Annotated in this window: 15 protein-coding genes and 2 pseudogenes; 7 read left to right on the top strand and 10 right to left on the bottom strand. The window is 58.9% G+C overall.

The annotated features are described in order from the left end of the window. Positions 1-16 precede the first annotated feature (16 nt). The 4 genes from ccmE to P6U23_RS31880 form a co-directional block, all read right to left on the bottom strand. Positions 17-469, bottom strand: coding sequence for a cytochrome c maturation protein CcmE (ccmE, locus tag P6U23_RS31865; protein WP_370988350.1), 453 nt, complete (start codon positions 467-469; stop codon positions 17-19). Between the two features lie 3 nt (positions 470-472). Further along, on the bottom strand, positions 473-1,171 hold the full coding sequence (gene ccmI, locus P6U23_RS31870) for a c-type cytochrome biogenesis protein CcmI (protein WP_407176322.1): 699 nt from the start codon (positions 1,169-1,171) through the stop codon (positions 473-475). A gap of 212 nt (positions 1,172-1,383) precedes the next feature. Further along, a complete protein-coding gene (locus P6U23_RS31875) occupies positions 1,384-2,007 on the bottom strand; it encodes a DsbE family thiol:disulfide interchange protein (protein ID WP_407176323.1) in 624 nt (207 codons plus the stop codon). 153 nt (positions 2,008-2,160) lie between these two features. Beyond that, positions 2,161-2,934: a heme ABC transporter permease gene (locus P6U23_RS31880; RefSeq protein ID WP_407176324.1), complete on the bottom strand. Its 774-nt coding sequence runs from the start codon at positions 2,932-2,934 to the stop codon at positions 2,161-2,163. A 1,040-nt stretch (positions 2,935-3,974) separates the two neighbouring features. On the opposite strand from P6U23_RS31880, the gene tnpA reads away from it, so the two are divergent. From tnpA to tnpC, 3 genes and pseudogenes are all read left to right on the top strand, one after another. Beyond that, positions 3,975-4,427 carry an IS66-like element accessory protein TnpA gene (gene tnpA, locus P6U23_RS31885; protein ID WP_407175595.1) on the top strand — a complete coding sequence of 151 codons (453 nt, stop codon included), beginning with the start codon at positions 3,975-3,977 and terminating at the stop codon, positions 4,425-4,427. After that, positions 4,424-4,774: an IS66 family insertion sequence element accessory protein TnpB gene (gene tnpB / locus P6U23_RS31890; RefSeq protein WP_407175594.1), complete on the top strand. Its 351-nt coding sequence runs from the start codon at positions 4,424-4,426 to the stop codon at positions 4,772-4,774. Before tnpA ends, tnpB begins: the two co-directional genes overlap by 4 nt. Before the next feature lie 53 nt (positions 4,775-4,827). Then, a pseudogene (gene tnpC, locus P6U23_RS31895) lies at positions 4,828-6,451 on the top strand (IS66 family transposase). Here tnpC and P6U23_RS31900 read toward each other — a convergent pair. Then, entirely contained in the window at positions 6,452-6,889 is a 438-nt protein-coding gene (locus tag P6U23_RS31900) for a hypothetical protein (protein ID WP_074279456.1), read from the bottom strand. It lies immediately after the preceding pseudogene. Between the two features lie 1,435 nt (positions 6,890-8,324). On the opposite strand from P6U23_RS31900, the gene P6U23_RS31905 reads away from it, so the two are divergent. Continuing rightward, positions 8,325-9,224, top strand: a complete 900-nt coding sequence (locus P6U23_RS31905) for a helix-turn-helix domain-containing protein (protein ID WP_407176325.1) — start codon at positions 8,325-8,327, stop codon at positions 9,222-9,224. A 581-nt stretch (positions 9,225-9,805) separates the two neighbouring features. Here the strand turns inward: P6U23_RS31905 and P6U23_RS31910 are convergent. The 4 genes from P6U23_RS31910 to P6U23_RS31925 all read right to left on the bottom strand — a co-directional run bounded on the left by P6U23_RS31910 (position 9,806) and on the right by P6U23_RS31925 (position 12,587). Beyond that, on the bottom strand, positions 9,806-10,198 hold the full coding sequence (locus tag P6U23_RS31910) for a response regulator transcription factor (RefSeq protein WP_407176326.1): 393 nt from the start codon (positions 10,196-10,198) through the stop codon (positions 9,806-9,808). 341 nt (positions 10,199-10,539) lie between these two features. Continuing rightward, positions 10,540-11,196 carry a response regulator transcription factor gene (locus tag P6U23_RS31915; protein ID WP_407176327.1) on the bottom strand — a complete coding sequence of 219 codons (657 nt, stop codon included), beginning with the start codon at positions 11,194-11,196 and terminating at the stop codon, positions 10,540-10,542. Between the two features lie 64 nt (positions 11,197-11,260). Continuing rightward, positions 11,261-11,773: a molybdopterin-dependent oxidoreductase gene (locus P6U23_RS31920; RefSeq protein ID WP_407176328.1), complete on the bottom strand. Its 513-nt coding sequence runs from the start codon at positions 11,771-11,773 to the stop codon at positions 11,261-11,263. A gap of 277 nt (positions 11,774-12,050) precedes the next feature. Then, entirely contained in the window at positions 12,051-12,587 is a 537-nt protein-coding gene (locus P6U23_RS31925) for a PAS domain-containing protein (protein ID WP_407176329.1), read from the bottom strand. Between the two features lie 331 nt (positions 12,588-12,918). On the opposite strand from P6U23_RS31925, the gene P6U23_RS31930 reads away from it, so the two are divergent. Continuing rightward, a complete protein-coding gene (locus tag P6U23_RS31930) occupies positions 12,919-13,923 on the top strand; it encodes a helix-turn-helix domain-containing protein (protein WP_407176330.1) in 1,005 nt (334 codons plus the stop codon). 223 nt (positions 13,924-14,146) lie between these two features. Beyond that, on the top strand, positions 14,147-14,554 hold the full coding sequence (locus tag P6U23_RS31935) for a globin domain-containing protein (protein WP_407176331.1): 408 nt from the start codon (positions 14,147-14,149) through the stop codon (positions 14,552-14,554). A gap of 121 nt (positions 14,555-14,675) precedes the next feature. Here the strand turns inward: P6U23_RS31935 and P6U23_RS31940 are convergent. Next, positions 14,676-14,826 (bottom strand): annotated as a pseudogene (locus P6U23_RS31940) (IS5/IS1182 family transposase); the annotation flags it as partial. Between the two features lie 161 nt (positions 14,827-14,987). On the opposite strand from P6U23_RS31940, the gene P6U23_RS31945 reads away from it, so the two are divergent. Continuing rightward, positions 14,988-19,799, top strand: coding sequence for an AAA family ATPase (locus P6U23_RS31945; RefSeq protein ID WP_407181655.1), 4,812 nt, complete (start codon positions 14,988-14,990; stop codon positions 19,797-19,799). Positions 19,800-20,211 lie beyond the last annotated feature (412 nt).

The raw sequence follows: 20,211 nt of genomic DNA on the forward strand, positions 1-20,211 counted from the left end.
TTTCGTGGGAGCGGCGCTATTGCGCTCGCGCAGATCTTTCGTTGCGCCAAGTGCCTTCTTGCTTGAGCTTGTCAGCTACCTCCTTGGGCATATATCGCTCGTCGTGTTTTGCTAGCACCGTGTCGGCATGAAAAAGGCTGGGTCCTTCCACGGTGCCCTCGGCGACGACGCCCTGCCCTTCACGGAAGAGATCCGGCAACAATCCGGTGTAGCTGACTTCGACATCGTGCTTTAGGTCTGTCACCGCGAAGATGACAGTCGACGAACCCTCATGAGTAAGTGATCCACGTTTCACTAGGCCGCCGATGCGCAGCCGGGTGCCCGGCGGCGGCGCCTTTGCGGCCAACTCGCTCGGGCCATAAAAGAAGACAATACTGTCTCGCAACGCGAACAGGATGAGCCCTATCGCGATCGTTAAAGTGACGCCAGCTGCGCTGATGATAGCGAGGCGCCTACCCTTTCGCGTCAAGATCTACTCCTCTAAACGAAGCTGTCTGACGAGTTCATCCACGCGAGCCGACGCTTGCGCATCGCCTGCTAGCTGAGCACGTGCGCTTGCGATAGCCGCCTCGGCCCTTTTGCGCTCACCCAATGCAGCGTAAGACCTAATAAGTTGTAGCCATCCTTGAAGGTGATGGCCGTCCTTCGAGAGCTTCTCGGCGAGCTCCGCTACCATTCCCCGGATCGCGCTGCTCCGTTGCTCTGGAGGAAGCCCTTCAATGTCAGCTCCGGCTTGGCTGGCGTGGATGTCAGGAACTGCGGCAGCGAGGCTAAAATCTGCATTGGACCGCCTCGATGCGATCGGCATGTCAGGCTGGCTGGGAGCGCCGACCTTGAGGTACGACGCGAGCGCGACAAGCGGCAGGACTAAGACGATCGCCAAAGCCGCTGCGGCGCGTCGCTGACCTCCGCGGCGCGACGTATGCGACCAGCCCTCGGATGCCGAGTTGAGTGACGCGAGCAGCCGGCGCTCGATTTCGGCGCGAGTCGTCACCGACTCCTCAGGTGCTAGCATTCCGCTGCGCACATCCTCATCCGCTTCGGACAGAAGATCGCGATAGAACGTCACATCCGGATCACGAGCGCGAACGGCCTCGCGCCGCTCAGAGAGCGACCGGGCCAGCACCAGCACGACTGACGACGTCATCATTGCAAAAATGACCCACAGCACGTTTTCAAAGACCTCCGTTCGTCCTCGCCACCGCATAGCGCACCGTCCGCCGGCATGCGCCACCAGTGAGGCTCGGGCCACCTGACTGTTCCGTCTTCATTGCCAACTCGGAATTCCCGAACAATGTATCGGACAGAGCACTACAACGTTGAGGCAAGAAACGATCCTTCTTGCATTCATCCCGGAAGGATGGAGAGCGTGCAATGCAGCCGTCATGGACGCTCAGCCTCGGCAATGGCGTCCATCAAACCAGGCCGGCTTGCGTCCGAGATGCCACCAACCAGCTTGTACACAATTGTGCCATCGCCCTTGATCACATACGTCTCGGGAACGCCATAGACACCGAAATCGATCCCCGTTCGGCCTGAGCGGTCAGTGCCGACCTGTGCGAACGGGTTGCCGTGAGCGGCAAGATAGGCCAGCGCTTTTCTAGGATCGTCTTTGTAGACAATGCCGGACAGTTTCACACCCAGTCGCTGCAGCGTAGGGTCGCTTGCCAACGCCATCAGGGCAGGTTGTTCTTCCCGACACTCAACACACCATGATGCGAACACGTTCAAGATCGTCACGTGCCCTCTCCGCAAATCTGCGCTCGACAAGCCAGGTGGACCGGATGTTGAAAGCCCTTCGAGCGGCATCAGCGCAAATTGCGGTACTGACCTGCCGATCAGAGCAGAGGGCACGAGTGAGGGGTCACCGGCCCCGAGCCGCACTAAAAGCAGTGCCGCAATTCCGCAGAAGACCAAAAAAGGGATAACCACCCACAAGCGGGCCAGTGCGCTTCGGCGCGTCGACGCGCTCAATGATAGGTGAGTTGAGGCCTGGATGTTGCTCATGCGCGACCGCGCCGATCCGAGTGATCAAGAAGGCGAGCCAACGTACGGTGCTGAAGGCCATAGTCGATAAGCACCGCCACGATCATTCCCGCCAGGACGGTGCCCGTCACCAGAAATGCCGCCATTATGAATCCGTCATGCCGCAACATATGCTCATGAACCTATTTCGGCCGTCAGCATGCGAGCCATCGCCGCTTCGCCATTAACGGCTCGCGTGATCGCAAGGCGCCGGGCTCGGCGTCGCATGATCTCGTTACGAACTGACATAACGTGGAGCGTCACGAACAAGAGCGTGTATGCGAGCGCCATAACGATCAGCGGCCAGAGCATCGAGCCAGCAATAGCCGAGCCCTCCATCCGGAACACCGATGCGGGTTGGTGAAGCGTATTCCACCAATCGACCGAGAATTTCACAATCGGTATGTCGATAAGACCCACGAGGGTCATAATCGAAACTGCTCGTGCCGCCCTACTCGGGTCCTCGATTGTCTGCCAGAGCGCGATGATACCGAGATAAATGAGGAGTAGAACCAGCATGGAGGTGAGCCGTGCGTCCCAGACCCAATAGGTGCCCCACATTGGTTTGCCCCACAACGAGCCCGTGACAAGGCAGATGAAAGTAAAAGCTGCGCCGAGGGGCGCTGCCGCCTTTTGAGCCGCATCGGCGAGTGGATGACGCCATACCAAGGATCCGAACGCAGACACCGCCATGAATGTATAGGCAAGCATTGCGGTCCAGGCGGCGGGGACGTGGATGTACATGATTCGCGCTGTCTCACCTTGCTGGTAGTCGGAGGGCGCGTCGAACGTTCCAAATAGACCAATCGCGAAGGCGACTGCTGTCGAACCCCAAAGCAAAGGCAGCAGCTTTGCGGCGACGCGCACGAAATTGCCTGGGTTGCTGTAGGCGCTAAAGCTCTGCTTCAACTCTCGATCTCCTCGAAGCCAACCAGTAGGCGGGGAATCGCTCGCTTCCTAACGCGGCTCGCGTAGGGACTCTGCTCTCATTTCGCCTGCAAAGCCGATGAGCATTGCATCACACGAGGCACGGGGTCGCAAATTACCCCCGGTTATCATTTCGATGCCCGAAGATCGGAGATTAGACATTTCTACCGAGTGGTCCGCCTTAGTCCACCACGCGGATTTTGCGCGAAGTGGATTTAGCCACTCTGAGCCTCGGTGTTATGTAGTCATCCAGCTGACAAGGAGGATGTGGATAGCGGGCGGAATCCGTGATCACCTGGAGAAACGGTCTCGCGTCTGACGCATGCATATCGTGTTAACGATCGAATCATGCAGTAGCTATTCGCACTCTCGCTCGCAGCGCTCGACTCGGAGGGGCAGTTATGGCCAGGCGGATAGCGAGTGCGGTAAAGCTGGCGGCTTAAGGCAGCAGAAGCGGTTCGTCGTGTGGAGCGCCTTAAGCTTACGTATAGGACCCTTGCTCCATTTGGATGACTGGTCCGTACTGGCGTTCAATTGAGCCGCCTATCGCGATCATCGTATGTATGAGGCCGCGATGGTCCTCCTCTCCCCCCGCCATCGCTGCCCACCTTGGGCGCCTCCCTAGACTTGGGCCGCTTGTGGCAACGCAGGCGGCCCTTCTTTTGCGTACTCTCATTCCGGATAGACCAGCGTTCTATTCAACCAATACCTCTGCACTGTCACTTGATACCTGCGCCCAATGGCGTCAATCACGCGCTCCGTGCTAGCTGTTGATACGAAATGAAACGCAACGGAACCGGCCCGCGAGCAGGCAGTTGCAGGATAAGGTCGGCGGCGTAGCGCCCGACCGACCCTTCCCCTGACCGAAACGTGCTTCGCCGATCCCGCAAGCCCTTAGTTCGACGGTTCGCTGCGGAGAGCCGGCCATGAAAAACATCGTGAGCGTCATCCAGGGACCACGGGCTGAGGGCTGATCTGGTCGGCTAGGAAGATCTCGTGGAATGATTTGTCACGAGGTCACCATGTCAAAGGATAGTCGTAAGGATGGCGATAAGGATAGGCATACGCCTATCCTCGAGGACGGCTCCGACACACTGCAGCGTGTCGAGATCATCACCGGGACCGGCCGGCGCCGGCGCTGGTCGACCGATGCGAAGGCGGCGATTGTCGCGGAGAGTTTTGCGCCGGGTGCAAGCGTGTCCGCGGTGGCACGACGACACGACATCAGCCCAAGCCTGTTGTTTCTGTGGCGTCGTCAGACAACGCGGGCGAAGGTCGCGGCGTGCGGGGACGGAGCCGTGCCACCTGGCTTTGTGCCGGTCGCGATCACCGGCTGCGGAGGCAAATTGCCGTCGTGCGAGGAGCAGGCGGCGATCGAGATCGAGGTCGGCGCGGTTCGCATCCGCGTCAGGGGGAGGGTCGACCGGCGGGCGCTGTGCGAGGTGCTGGCGGCAGTCGGGACGGTTGGCCGATGATCGGGCTGCGACCCGGGTTGTCGATCTGGATCGCGACGCAGCCGGTCGATTTCCGTCGCGGCATGGACTCGCTTGCGATGCTGGTGAGCGAGGCGTTTGGAGCCGATCCGTTCGACGGCGGACTTTACATCTTCCGCTCCAAGCGCCGAGATCGCGTGAAGATCCTGACCTGGGACGGAAGCGGCCTTGTCCTTTACTACAAGAGAATCGAGGGGCAGTTCACCTGGCCGCCGATCAAGCAAGGCGTCATGCCGCTATCTCATGCTCAGCTCTCGGTGCTGCTCGATGGCTCAGACTGGAAGCGTGTGCCGATGCGGGTTGTGGATCAGCCAGCACGAGCTGGTTGATCCGTATCAAAGTAGTTCGTCACTCATGCGGAGCTGTTGTAGAACCACTCTGCATGAGTGATTTGCCTTCCGATCCAGCATTGCTTCGACAAACCGTGACGACGCTGTCGTCACGGCTTGCGGCGTTGTCGGCGGAATGCAGCACGCTTTCGGCCGAGCGTGATGCGGCGATCGCCCAACGCGACGCTGCAGTCCAGGAGAACGACAAGCTTCTGATGATCCTGTCCCAGTACCAGCGCACGATCTTCGGTCCCCGCTCCGAGACACTGGATCCCGGACAACTGTCTCTCTTCACCATCACGGCACAGGTGGCTCGTGCCGCCAACGACGACGTGACCGGAGGCAGGCTGCCTGACGGAGCGGAGGGCCGTGGAAAGCGACCGGCGCGACGCAACCGGGGACGCTCCCGGAGCATTTGCCGCGCATCGATGTCGTGATCGATATCGAGAGCCACATCTGCCCCTGCTGCGGCGAGCGGCTGCACAAGATCGCGGAGACCGTCAAGGAAGCCTTCGACGTCATTCCGATGCAGTACCGGGTCAAGCGCATTGTGCGTCCGCGGTACGGCTGCCGGGGATGCCGCCAGGGTGTGCTGCAGGCACCCGCGCCGGCCCAGGCGATCGATGGCGGGATGGTGACGGAAGCCTTGCTGGCCCACATCGCGGTGATGAAATACGGCTACCAGCCGCCGCTGTATCGGCAGGAACAGATGTTCGCCGCGCAAGGCATCACGCTCGACCGGCAGACGCTGGCCTCGTGGATGGGCCGCGTTGCCTGGTGGCTGAAGCCGCTTCACGCGCTGTTGCGCGACACGATGATGTCCTATCCACGGCTGTTTGCCGATGAGACGCCGCTGCCGGTTCTCGATCCCGGCCGTGGCAGGACCAAAGTCTGCCAGTTCTGGGCAATCGCCATCGATGACCGGTCGTGGGGCGGCCCGGCACCGCCGGCGGTGGTCTACGTGTTTGCCGAGGATCGCAAGGCGATCCGCGCCAAGCAGCTGTTCGGGGACTACCACGGCATCCTGCAGGTCGATGGCTATGCCGCCTACAAGGGCCTGATCAAGAGCGGCGGCCGTCTGATGCAGCTGGCGTTCTGCTTCGCGCATGCGCGGCGGAAGTTCTGGGACGTTCACGTCGCGACCAAGTCGCCGATTGCCGCGGAAGCGCTGCAACGGATCGCGATGTTCTACGCTATCGAGGATCGCATCCGCGGTCTGCCGCGGCGCATCGGGCTGCAGTGCGGCAAAGCGATACCAGGCCGTTGATCGAGGACTTCAAACCCTGGCTCGAGGCGCGGCTGCTGGAAGTCTCGAAGAAATCCGGTCTGGGCAAAGCCATCCGCTACACCCTCAACCACTGGGACGGCCTGACGCGCTTCATCGATGACGGACGCATTGAAATAGACAACAATACGGTCGAGCGCAGCATCAAGCCGATAGGGCTTGGAAAGAAGAACTATTTGTTCGCGGGCAGCGAAGGCGGCGCCGAGACATGGGCCATTCTCGCGTCGCTCATCAACTCGGCAAAGCTGCAAGATATCGACCCACGGCACTATCTGACCGACGTTCTTGAGCGCATCGTCTCTGGACGCACAAAGATCAATCAGCTGCACACGCTGCTGCCGTGGAATTGGAAGGCCGAGCGCGATGGTTCGGAGACAAAGCTCGCCGCCTGATCAGTTCGACGGCAGAGCATCTGGAACTTCTTGCGCGTCGCTGGTGTCGTCATAGATTTCCTCGCGGATCACGCGCAGCGTCACCTCGTGTAGATAGACTTGCAGCGCCCTCTCCAGCTCGGTGAACTCCGGCAACAGAATCTTGTCGACGAAGCCCCGCGACGCGCGGACCATCACCGTGTTGCGTCGCTGGCGGTGGTAACGAAACGGCCGTAGCCCGTACCGGCGGCAAAGCGCCAGAAACAGATGCCGCGACCATTGGTCAGGAAGTGAGAATTGCTGCTCGATCGGCGGATCGTGACGCGCCAGCTCCTCGACCCGGGCGCGCACCCGCTGCAGCGCAGCTTCCGCCGCAAGGCGCTCACCAGCAGTTCCAGCACCCACGAACAACGCCTCGATCTTCCGAAGCTTCTCGCGCAGCTGAGAATCGCTGGTCATTCTGATGCCCCGTTGCCCGCTCCAACCCGGGATCACCCCATCACCGCGCAACGGTAGCGTCAATCACCCTGACTGCGCTATCCAGAGCATTCCGCGCTAGTCAAGGCCGGACACGGCGATCCTCCCATGACGCTCACAAAACATCGTGGATCTCCTAATCTGAGCCCGCCCCCGCCCAACACACAACTTGGGGCTATGGCCGAAAATCGAGACCAATCCAGCATGGCCGATTTTGTCCGCACCTTGCAGGCCTACGATCAAGACCAGTACGGAGGGAGTTAGGGGTGTCCGCGTAGCAATCGGTTTCGCGGGTCTCAGGGGCCGGGATAGAAAATGCGGGCCACGAGGAGCGCTATCAAGCGGTACGTTTCTAAACGGCCATCGCGGTACCAGTGCATCCTTCGACAATCGGCCACGCATCTTCAAAATCAAACCCGTGACCGAACTCGTGAGAACTATCTCGCACCAATCACGATAAGCGCATAGTGGCCTATGATGTTGTGACCGCGAAGATTAGGTACGCATTTCGATTGCACTCGCCACAAAGTCGCAAGCTCGGGCGGACGCGATGATCTACCACCTCCGAACGACTAATTTGCCGCGTCTGACGAGTTTGCTCGGCGACTGCATAGTTTGCCTCCGAGTAGGGCGTACGGAATTATTGATTTGCTACAGGCCTGACTAGCCGGCGCGGCAAACTAGAGCTGCACCAAAATTGGGTCCAGGCCAAACAATAGGCGCTTGAAGAACAGTCGTTCCAGGTTAGGACCCGCCGCCCGGTATTTCTGGTCTTGTGCTTCTCCGTAGCATGCGCTGGATCCTGAGGGACATCCAACCAACTCGGCGGCGCGCACGACGGTTCAGGACTCCGAGTTGGACATGTGAAGTTCCGCGTGAATTAAGTCAAAGCCTGGATATACGAAGGTCGCAGCTCGGCTCCGCGAAAGTTTATCCCCGTTTGGCCCTTCCTGTCAGACGCGCAAATGCGAGTGCAATTGAGGACCAAGGTATCACACGGCATGCTCACCTCGACCCGTTCGTCGCGGATTCGGGGAAGAAAGCCGGCGCTCGGCCTAGTGCCCACGCAGAAACACCGCGACAATGGAATTAAAGAGTCCTGAATAGGCACCCGGAGGTCGACCCCATGTGTCTAGCAAATGACGGTCAGTTGACAGCACGAACCCACTTTGAGCGAACAGGAGAAGCCATGCCAGAAGGCCCCCTACTGCTTCCGACCTCCAAACTGGGAGCCGAACTCCACCAAGTCCGTTTACGGGAGAATTCGACGACGCTACGCCGTTCGCCGCGTGGCCCTAACGATCTGCACCAGCTTTCAAGATCGCAAGCGTTGCTCCCGATAACCCCGTCCCGAAACTTTGAAGGCGACCATGACTGCTCCATTTTTGATACAATTCGCCAATCAGATGGACACCTCATGGCGGACGTGATCCATCCTGTCGTTGAAATCTCTCCTTCCGACACTGTGGCACGCTTCAAGGTAAATGGGCATGGCATGACGGCCGAATCCTTGCGATTCACCGGACGAGGTAGAATCCAGAATCATTTTCGGGCTCCAGTCCATATGCTCGTGATGTACGAGAAGGGAGAGCGCAGCGACGGAGAGACATTCGTGGAAGGTCTGCCGCGATCTGCGCTCCGAAACCTCGAGCGGAAACTGACATTCGTGCCGGCTGGCCGCAAATTTCACGATTGGCACGAGCTGCGCGGGTCGCAGATGCGGCTCATGTACTTCTACTTCGAACCTGAGAACCTGAAGGCTCTTTCTAAGCGTGGCATCACCGACCTACCGAACGCTCCGCGTATACTATTTGAAGACGAAACCCTCTGGCACACCGCGCTCAAGCTGAAGACGTTCGTCGAGAGCCGTGCAGGAGACCCGATGTACTTCGGGAGTCTCGGTACTCTGCTCATACATGAAATCGTGCGTTTCACTTGCGGGATGCCCAGCATTCAACCTCAACTCCAAGGCGGCCTTGCACCGTGGCAGCAACGACTCGTCAGCGCCTATATCCAGGAACATCTCAATGAGCGGATACCGATTGGCACGTTGGCGCAGCTCGTTCGTCTGAGCCCATATCATTTCTGCAGGGTATTCAAGCAATCTCTCGGAATGCCGCCACATCGGTACCAAACTAAGCTTCGTGTTGAGCACGCCAAGTTGCTGCTGGCAAAACGAGCGGGCTCGATGACGGAAATCGGTCTGGCGGTCGGCTTCAGCAGTCGTAGCGCGTTTGCCACGGCGTTCCGGAAGGCGACGGGAATTGCCCCCGCGGATTACCGCCGAAGCGTGGCTCCCCCTTTGACATATGAATGACCTGCGACGTCGCGACCAAGCTTGCTATCGGAAGGTGGAGGCTTCTCGGCCTCTCATTGCGTTGAGGCGGTCTCGCTTTCGGCGCGTTAGGAACGCAGCTCACGAGCCGGAAGAACACCTGTACGAGTGATGGCCTAGCAGCATCCGTTCGCGCGACCGCAACGGTGAGCACGATATCGCAGGTAAACGGATCATTTCGGTCTTAATCCGCCGAACCGGCTAACACGCCGCAAATCGGAGACCTCCCGTACTCGATGCTCGCCCCATAGCCCACCAGCAACCGGATAGGAGCCGGAAGAGTCGTGACGAACAGAACGCAGAAATCCCGCCGTGGGAGCTCAGCAAAGCGACCGAAAGCTGAAGCGGCGCAAAAAGGGACCGCCCCGCCCAAACGCCACCGAGTGATCCCGGGTTCCCTAAATCCGTCGCTGCTAACGGAGCGTGAAGGTGAGCTGACATTCATCGGGCGGCTACAGCATGGAGGTGAGGACATCAAACTGGCGAACTTCTCGTGGCCCACCGCGTTCCACGCTGGAACCCCTCTCATGTGTTGAACGGCCTTGGTGGAGATGATTTCGCGGTTATGATGGGTTTTCATCCGATTTTGCGCGCTGCAGAGCCGATTCGACGCATCCGAGCAGAATCTCTTCGTCAATGGGTTTGGTCAGGTAGCCAACGACGCCCTGACCCAGAGCTCGAGTTCGCGCGCCGTCATCGAGGTAAGCCGTGATCAGAATTGTTGGTATGTCATAGCCAGATCCTACCAAGCGGCTATGCAACTCAGTCCCAGTCATGCGCGGCATGTGGACATCAACGATCAAACAGGAGGTATGGCGGACGTTAGGAGACGCCAAGAAATCCATTGCGGATGCAAAGACCTCAGTCGTGAAGCCCACTGCCTGCATGAGACCCGCTAACGCCTCGCGAGATTGCTCATCATCATCGATGATCGAAATCTGAGTCTCGCTAGACATATCCCCGCCTTCTATGCTGGGGACGCGGACCGCCGCATTTCGCGTTCCGTATCTCAAGAAGCGCACCGCGCGGCTATCCAATCATCGTACTGTAACGACAAGCGTCTGGAGCCGCGATTATATTGTGGACGGCCGATGCCAGACCTCGGAATAATCGATGCTATACTTTGGACTAATTGATCCAGAACTTCTGAATAGGTCAACCCGATTTGGGCCACTTCCGAACGCGTGCGCTGATGTCAGGTCATTGCGCTCGACGCGTCAGGGGGCGCTTCCGGCATCAAAAGCTTCAGTTGGTTTGCGCCTAAACAATTTTCGCTGATGGAGCCACCACGAAGCGATTAGGACCGTGGCGACTTTATACCGAGCGTCTCCGCTATTCTGACAAGCTCGGCTAGCGATTGCGCACCCATCTTCTGCATCACGTGGCCGCGGTGCGCCTTCACAGTTATCTCAGCTACGCCTAGCTGGAAGGCGATCTGCTTGTTCTTTAATCCAGAGGTCACGAGAGCCAGCACCTCTCGCTCGCGCGGGCTTAAACGTTCGAGACGCGATTTCAGGTCCGTAAGCCGCTGCTCGACCTTTCGCCGCGTCCGATCGCGCTCCAGTGCAATCGTCACCGCATCCAGCATGTCCTGATCGCGGAACGGCTTCGTCAGAAAATCGACAGCGCCTGCCTTCATCGCCTTAACCGACATCGGAATGTCGCCGTGGCCGGTCATGAAGATGATGGGAATGGAAGCGTTCATTTTCGACAGCTCGGTTTGGAAGTCGAGACCGCCCAAGCCCGGCAATCTAACGTCAAGTACAAGGCAGCTCACCACGTCGTGTAATAATTCGCCTTCGAGCAGCTCCGCGGCCGACCCAAACAACTTGACCTTGAAGCCGACCGAGTTGAACAGATCTCCGAGTGAGTCGCGGAAGTCCCTGTCATCGTCAACGACGGCTATAGTTGGCTCCTCGGCTACTGCGCGCTTTTGAATAGAATGCTGCGCCACGAGATACTCTCCCAAGTTCGTGTAAAAATATCAGCTGCCGGCGCTCCAGGTTCGGTCCCGAGTTTCAGCTCGAAGATCGTTGCTCTTTGAATGGGTCGCCGTGGATGTGATATCCGTTAAATTCCCATAAGCCCGGCGATTCGCGATCCAAAAACTCGATCCCGCGTACCCACTTCACGCTCTTATACGCATAGAGGTGTGGCACCACGAGGCGCAGCGGGTAGCCATGCTCGGCCGTAAGGGGTTCGCCGTTATGCCGCAGGGCGAAGATCGTCGTCGGGCGCAGAAAATCCGAGATTGGCAGGTTTGCCGTGTGGTTATTCTCGCCATGGACCATCACATGCCGCGCCTCTGGCCGCAGCTTCACTCGCTTCATTAATTCTGTGGCGAGCAATCCTTCCCAATGGTTGTCGAACCGACTCCAGTGCACGACGCAGTGCATGTCCGCAAATACTTCGCTCTGCGGCAGATTGGAAAGTTCTTCCCACGAAAGCCGCAGTTGCTCCTCTACCAGGCCGAACACTCGAAAATCCCACGTCTTGGGACGAAAGACCGGCACCGGGCCCACATGCTTCACCGGCCACTCGAGCGTAAGCGACTGTCCTGGGGGCAGCCGCCCAGCGGCACGCAACTCACGCTCTCGTTCACGTCGCTCGTTCGATCGCACAGCTATCTCCATCGCAAATGTATGGCGCGCGCAAAAGCACCGCGCGCCTAAGTTAGCGTACCTTGTAATTTCCAGGGCCCGAAAACGCGGTCAGCCGGGTGTGGCGGACAAACATTGAGCTTCTGGTACGCCACATGCCGAGAAGGTCCCTATGAAGAAATACGGAACCCGAAGCGGCGAAGGAGCCTCACTGCTGCTCCCCCTCACCGATCTCGGAATCGGAATTATTTGCAGACTCGGAGAGTAAGCCAGGGACAGTCTTGCTGGTATTGTGACGGAAAATGTTGACGGCTCCGATCACTTCGTCGTCGTTGTCACGAATCGGAAAGACATTAACGAGCGCCAGGAGACGATTGCCGTTGGGATGCTCGCAAATCACATCGGCGTTGCGAACGGTGGCGCCGTTGTTGATCACCACGGATGGTGGTGCAAGTTCGTGCGGCATCACTTCTCCTGAAGGATAACGCAGAAGGTGTGACCCGCAATACTTCTCCGAGGCTCCCAGAGACGGCGTGCGTCCCCAACCCGCGATTGCAGCTTTGTTGCACTTGACGACAGTGGCATCCTTTTCGAGAACGTATATCCCTACTGGGATAGAATCCATTGCCGCTTGGTCTGCAAGAATTCCTTTTGTGACGAGGTGCCCGTCGACGACTTCTCCTCGGAAGTCGATTTTGTCGAAGTCGCCATCCAAAATCATCGTGCTTGTTGCGTTGGTTGCCATTTTCAACCTCCTTTTGCGTACCCACATTGTTCATAGGACCTATTCGGCCTTACACTCGAATTTGAGTAAGCATAGTCTCGCAAGTCACTACCGTCGTCTCACCGTGCGCCGCACGATGTCTCATTTTGCGCCGATCGCCATTCAGTTGTTGTTCGGTTAAGGCCGCGGAGAGGCGGGTGCGGTGATCAGCTCGCCCGCTGGAACCGGGACGCAAGGGAACTCTTCACATCCGGCTTAAAAAGTGGCAGCCCCAAAGTCTGGCACTCTCGCTTTGCCCATGTAACCGGTCTAAGTTACGTTCCAAGGCATTTGGTCGGCCCACGGGATGATCATGCAAGTCCATTTTTCCACGGACCATATTGCGCCGCGCGACCGCGTGAGGTTCTGGTGCGACTATTTCGCGAAGCAGGCCCATAGCATCACGCCGGGCGAGATTCCGGATCCCGCTGCCTTTCGCGCGGAAGCGAGTGGATCGATTGCAGGCGAATTTGCGCTGCTGGAGATAAGTTCGGGACTTGAGAGGGTCCAACGGACGGCGGCCGACGTTGCCAGGGACAAGATTGAAGCGTTCTTCGTCCGCCGATTTCGCGCGCCGGTCATCTGGAGGGCCGAGGCACGCAGCACGCCAGTCGACCTGATTCATGAGCCCGGTGATTTCTGCATAAGCTCGACCGAATGGCAATTCAACGCGGAATGGAAAGGCCCAGAGTCGTTCGACATGCTGATCATCCCGTGGGCTGCACTCTCGCCGATCATAACCGGGGGTCGACTGGGACGCCCGTTTCGGTTGGCCGGTGCCTCGCCGCTCGGGTCGCTGCTCGGCGCAGCTATTGATGCGGTGAAGGCGCAAGCCCCGCTGCTCTCCAACGAACACGGTGAAGCCGTGCTGCGCAATCTCTGCGGTCTCGTGGCACTGAGCTGTAACATCTCCAACGAAGGCATCAATCGGGGGCGGGATTCGCTACAATCGGCGCGGCTTGCGGCCGCCAAGCGTTACGTCGACCTGCATCTCGCCGATCCTTCCCTGACCGCCGCCAGCGCCGCGGCCGCACTCGGCATCTCGGCGCGCCAGTTGCATCGCCTGTTCGAGGCAAACAATGTCAGTTTCGCCCGATACGTTTCGCGCGAGCGACTGCTCCGGTGCCGCGACGCCATCGCCGACGCGACGGGAACCGGCCGATCGGTGATCGATATAGCTTTTGGCTGGGGGTTCAACAGTATGGCGACCTTTTATCGCACGTTCGCAAGCGAGTTCGGTAGCCCGCCCAGCATGCTGCGTGCGGCATCGCAAGGACGAGTGAATGGCCAGCGCACGACAGGAAAGGACACATCGTGAATGCTCGGGGCGATCTCCCGCTTGGCGCTAGATGAGACGTTGCCTGGCGCTAAATGAGACGACCTCGCAACTGCTTCCGTGTGAATGACCCACGGAAATCGCGCGCCAATGAGATGCGTCGGGTTGCACGACGTTCCTATGCGCCTGAGGTCTCGCGTCCGATTGCTATCATGTGTCGCGCGCAGCCGAGTGAGCCGCGCCCGCACGCAAAGGAAATGACATCGTGGATGCTGTGCAGCAGGAGCTTGTTCAGACCACCTTCGCTCGGCTGGCGGCGATGCCTGAGGTCGCTGCGGCGTTGTTCTACGAGCGGCTATTCGCCACCAATCCGAATTTCCGGCCGCTATTCAGAAGCAACATGCGTATTCAGGGCGTCAAGCTAATGACCATGCTCGCTATGGTCGTCTACAATCTACCCGCGCTGGATCAACTTTCGCCCGCGATCCATGACCTTGCCGTGCGCCATGTCGAGTACGGCGTTAAGCTCGCCGACTACGACGCGGTGCGGGAAGCGTTGCTCTGGACCCTCGAACAGGCGCTTGGAGAGGATCTCACGCCCGCCGTTCGTGAGGCGTGGACGGTCTGCTACGATGAACTCGCGGGTGAAATGAAGGCGGCGGCCGGCGTCTGATTTACGATCTCCCGCCTGGCACTAAGCGCCTTTTTTCCTCTCTGGAAGCGGTGATCCCGATATGTCCGTTCCGGGTCTTGGTTGTGTGCAAACAGATAGGATCGGCGCGCGGCCATTGTCGGCCGACGTTTATGATCTCGTGCGTAACAATCAGATGATGTCGCGGTGTCTACCGCGACCTGGACATTATAGCCGACGACACCCGATCCGCGTTCGCTGGTGGCCATCGAACGGGCATCCGGATCTGTCAGCGATATCTGTTGATCCGGCGTATTGCGCATCGTACGCATACGACGAAGACCGCCTGATTGACGCATGCGCGCGAGAGCCGGGTAACGCTATGATAGCGCTGCGTGAAGGTTAGGCAGCTTGCTGAAGTGGTGATGCTGTGGCAACAAGAATGTCACCTATCCCGGGGCTCTCGGGGTACGTGCTGGCGCCCCTGCGGGAAAGCGCGGACTTTACCCTTTACCGCGGCCGAAAGCACGACGCCCCCTCGCCGGTCCTAGCGATCGCACTCTTCGAACAGCCGTCGCCTCAGAGCATCAGGCGGCTCATGCACGAATACTCGCTCGGAGCCGAACTCGATCCCGCGTGGGCTGCCAAGCCTCTGGCCATTGCTCGTCACGAAGGGCGGATGATTCTCTTACTCAAGGACCCTGGCGGTCAGCCGCTGGATCGGATTCTTGAGCGTGACCAGGGGCAGCCGCTCGACCTGACTCGTTTCCTTAGCACCGCCATTGGGTTGGCAAGAGCACTCGGTCAAGTCCATCAGCAGGGCTTCATACATAAGGACATCAAGCCTGCGAATGTCCTCGTCGACGACACCGGCAACGCGTGGCTCACGGGATTCGGGATTGCCTCCAAACTTACGCGCGAGCGCCAGTCGCCCGAACCTCCAGAGTTCATCGCGGGAACGCTCGCCTACATGGCACCCGAGCAGACGGGACGAATGAACCGTTCGGTCGATTCTCGGAGCGACCTTTACTCGCTTGGGGTGACCTTTTACGAGATGCTGACCGGGAGTCTTCCATTCTCGGCCTCCGATCCGATGGAATGGGTGCACTGTCACATCGCGAAACAACCAGCCGCACCCAGCGAGCGCGTAGGAACCGTACCGGCCTCGGTCTCCGCGATCACGATGAAGTTGCTCTCCAAGACGGCGGAGGAGAGGTATCAGACAGCGGCGGGAGTTGAGAGCGATCTTCGGCGCTGCCTGTCCCAATGGGAGTCCCAGGGGTGGATCGATGACTTCACTCCTGGCGCTCACGACACCCCAGATCGCCTTATGATCCCCGAGAAGCTGTACGGGAGGGACCGCGAGGTTGACGCTCTGCTGACCGCCTTCGACCGCATCGTAGGCGGTGGCCGTGTAGAACTGGTGCTGGTCTCCGGATATTCCGGCATCGGCAAATCCGCAGTCGTCAATGAGCTCCACAAACCACTCGTGCCGCCACGCGGCTTGTTTGCATCAGGCAAGTCCGACCAATACAAGCGCGACATTCCGCATGCCTCGTTGGCCCAGGCGTTTCGGAGCCTCGTCCGCCGGCTCCTCAGCCAGAACGAGGAAGACCTGCGCAAATGGCAGGACGCACTTCGTGAGGCGCTGGGTCCCAACGGACTGCTCCTCGTCGATCTGGTCCCGGAATTGAGGCATGTCATTGGCGAACAGCCGCCAGTGCCCGAATTGCCGCCGCAGGAAGCGCAGAGACGTTTTCAGATCGTATTTCGACGGTTCATCGGCGTATTTGCGCGACCCGAACATCCGCTCGCGCTCTTCCTCGATGACATGCAATGGCTAGATGTCGCCACACTCGACCTCCTCGAAGACCTGTTGACCCGCAACGATTTTCAGCACTTGCTGCTCATTGGTGCGTACCGGGACAACGAGGTCAATGTCACCCACCCGCTCGTGCGTAAGCTGGAAGCGATCCGTCAGGCCGGAGCGGCAGTGCAGGACATCGTTCTCACACCACTCAGTCGCGACGATCTAGGCAAACTGATTGTGGACTCCCTTCACTGCCAACTGGAGCGCGGCGCCCCATTAGCAGACTTGATCCACGAAAAGACCTCGGGCAACCCGTTCTTCGCAATCCAGTTCATTTCTACTCTGGCGGACGATAGCCTACTGAAGTTCGATTATCGCGAGCGCCGTTGGGTATGGGACCTGCTTCGCATTCGTGACAAAGGCTTTACGGACAATGTCGTAGAGCTGATGGTCGAGAAGTTGAAGCGCCTTCCGCCAGAAACCCAGAAGGTACTCCAGCAGTTCGCCTGCATGGGCAACAGTGCAGAGTTCGAAATGCTGCGGATTGGGTATCAGGGCTCAATCGAGCACATCCACGACCATCTCTGGGAAGCCGTGCGATTGGGCCTCATCTTCCGTGCGGACAATTCCTACCGTTTCCTGCACGACCGCGTGCAGGAAGCCGCCTACTCGCTAATTCCGAAGGAGCTGCGTGCCGAGGCTCACCTGCGCATCGGAATGCTCCTCGCCGAGCACACGCCCGCTGAAAAACGTGAGGAGGCGATATTTGAGATCGTCAATCAACTCAACCGGGGCTCCCATCTCATCACCTTAGTCGAGGATCGCGAGCGCGTCGCGGAACTTAATCTGATCGCCGGCCGGCGCGCGAAGCTCTCGACAGCATACGACTCGGCGCTCAAGTATCTCAGAGCCGGCAGAGCCCTTCTTGAAGAAGAGACTTGGGAACGTAATCCCCAGCTCATCTTCTCGATCGAGTATCTGACAGCCGAGTGCGAGTTGCTCACTGTCACGGTTTGCCTCGCCGCCGGGGATCCACTCGCCGAAGTGCAAAAGGAATGCGAGAACGGCCTGGCATCCGCTAGGCGGGCGCGCTTCGGCCTAGCCATCGAGCGCTGCGAAGCACAACTCGGTTTGATCCTCACCTTGCGCGGGCTGACCGCAACTTTCGGATGCCTGGATCACGAGGGATACAGTGAAATCGATACCGAACGCCGCTTAGCCAAAAGCCCCGACTTGGTGCTCGCCGAGTTCTATTACTGGACGCGAAAGCTGCAGGCGCACTTTTTCGCCGGAGACCTTGCCTCGGCGGTTGACGCCTTGCTACACGCCGAACCGCTGCTTTGGACGTCGGCGGCAATGTTCGAGTCAGCGGAGTATCGACTCTATGGCGCGCTGGCGCATGCGGCGGTCTGTGATCGCGCCACACCGGAGGAGAAACCGAGGCATTTCGATTCTGTGCTGGACCACTACCGGGAGCTCCAAATGTGGACGGAGGCCAACCCCGAAACCTTCGAAGATCGCGCCACGTTGGTCGGCGCCGAAATCGCCCGCCTTGAGGGCCGGGTGCAGAACGCTCAGGAGCTGTACGACAAGGCCATCCACGAGGCTCACAAACACGGATTCGTGCACAACCAGGCAATTGCCAACGAGATTGCCGGGCGCTTCTACGCAGAGCGCGGTTACGAGAAGATCGCCGCGACCTATTTGCGGGCCGCGCGCACCTGCTACCTGCGCTGGGGAGCCGACGGAAAGGTCCGTCAACTTGAGGAGCTTTATCCGCACCTCAGCCTGGACAAGTCGATCCCGGATTCCGCGGCGACGATAGTGACACCCATCGAGCAGCTCGACTTGACTACCGTACTCAGAGTGTCAGAAGCAGTGTCAGGCGAGATCGTCTTCGAGAAGTTAATCAACACGCTGATGAGTTCGGCAATCGAACACGCGGGCGCCGATCGAGGTCTCTTGATACTTTCGCGAGACGACAAATATCAAATTGAAGCAGAAGCCACGACCAGCGGTGACAACGTGAACGTGGTCCTGAAACAGGCACGCGTCACGGCCGCTGATCTACCGGAGTCTGTGTTTCACTACGTCCTTCGGGCAAGAGAAAGCGTCCTCCTGCACGATGCATCCAGTCCGAGCTCGTTTTCCGCGGATGCCTATATTCGCGACCATCGCTCGCGGTCAGTGCTCTGTCTTCCGATACTTAAGCAGACCAGGTTGATTGGAATGCTGTACTTGGAGAACAACTTTGCGACTGACGTGTTTACTCCTGCTCGAATGGTGGTCCTCACACTGCTCGCTTCCCAGGCGGCTATCTCAATAGAGAATGCCAGCCTGTACCGCGAGCTAGCCGAGCGGGAGGCCAGGATCCGACGGCTAGTGGACGCCAACATCATCGGCATCTTCGTCTGGGATCGTGACGATCGGATCATCGATGCCAACGAAGCTTTTCTCCGCATCGTCGGATACGACCGCGACGATCTCGTCTCCGGTCGACTGCGCTGGCGAGATCTGACGCCTACCGAATGGCGCGATGCCGACGACCGACGCGTGGCCGAGCTGGAGGCGACCGGAACCGTGCAACCCTACGAGAAGGAGTACTTCCTGAAAAACGGCAGCCGCGTGCCGGTGCTGGTCGGGGCGGCGACGTTCGGCGGGCGACACGACCAGGGCGTTGCCTTCGTGGTAGACTTAACGCAGCGCAAGCGGGCAGAGGAGGAAATTCGCGAAAGCGAGCGGCGCTACAGCGAGGTGCAGATGGAGCTCGTGCACGCGAATCGAGTCGCAACAATGGGGCAGCTCTCTGCTTCGATTGCTCATGAAGTCAACCAGCCGATCGGCGCGACGCTCAACAATGCCTCAGCGGCGTTGCACTGGCTAAGCAAAGAACCGGCAGATCTGGAGAAAGCTCGTCAGGCTCTCAACCGGATCTTTGCAAACGGCAATCGCGTCAGCGAGGTCGTCGGCCGGATGCGCGCGCTTTTCAAAAAAGCACCTCTCCGGAAAGAAGAAGTGGACATCAACGGAGCAATCCTCGAGGTCATCGCGCTGACCCGTGGCGAAGTCGAGAAGAATGGCATTGTGGTACAGTCACACCTCGTGGACGGCTTGCCGCTCATTCAAGGAGATCGGGTCCAGGTGCAACAAGTGATTATGAACCTGATCATCAACGCGATCGAAGCCTTGAGCTCGATCTGTGAGGGGGCGCGAGAATTGGTGATTACCACCGATAAGACCGAGCCGGATGGCGTTCTTGTCGAGGTGCGGGATTCAGGTCCAGGCCTGAGCTCAGCGGATCTTGAGCGCGTCTTTGACGCCTTCAATACGACAAAGCCCGGAGGCTTGGGGATGGGTCTGTCGATCTGCCGCACCATCATCGAAGCGCACGGGGGACGACTGTGGGCCACGGCCGCCGAACCTCGGGGAGCAACTTTTCGATTCTCGTTGCCCGCGCGGTCAAATCGAGCCGCGTGAATCGAATATCCTACATCGAGCCAACAGCGGAGCGAATGTCTATCGACGGTGCGAATCTTGGTCTCTTTCGGCTTTTGCGATTTCAAGCACGTTCCCGTCGCTCAGGTGACAGAGCTGCACCAGTTATGAGTTCGCCCGTTGAGTCGCCTTGATGCAACGACAGATGCCGACCCCGGGGTGGCAAGCGCGCTTTAGTTGCTAATCCAAAAAAGGCAGCTACCAATCAACTAACCAAGGGCGACCTGTGCAATTTGTTCTCACTAGTAGGCCGCGACTGACTTTTAAGCCAACTTAGAGTGATAGGTGATCGAGACCACGGAGCTGCCGGGGCAGGCCAGAGACGAAGCGGAACTACTCACTCGATAAATCCGCAAGAATGAGAACGCCGCAACAAGAACCGAGCTTACCGTCA

Origin of the sequence: Bradyrhizobium sp. STM 3562 (assembly GCF_045571435.1) — a bacterium.
GTDB lineage: Bacteria > Pseudomonadota > Alphaproteobacteria > Rhizobiales > Xanthobacteraceae > Bradyrhizobium.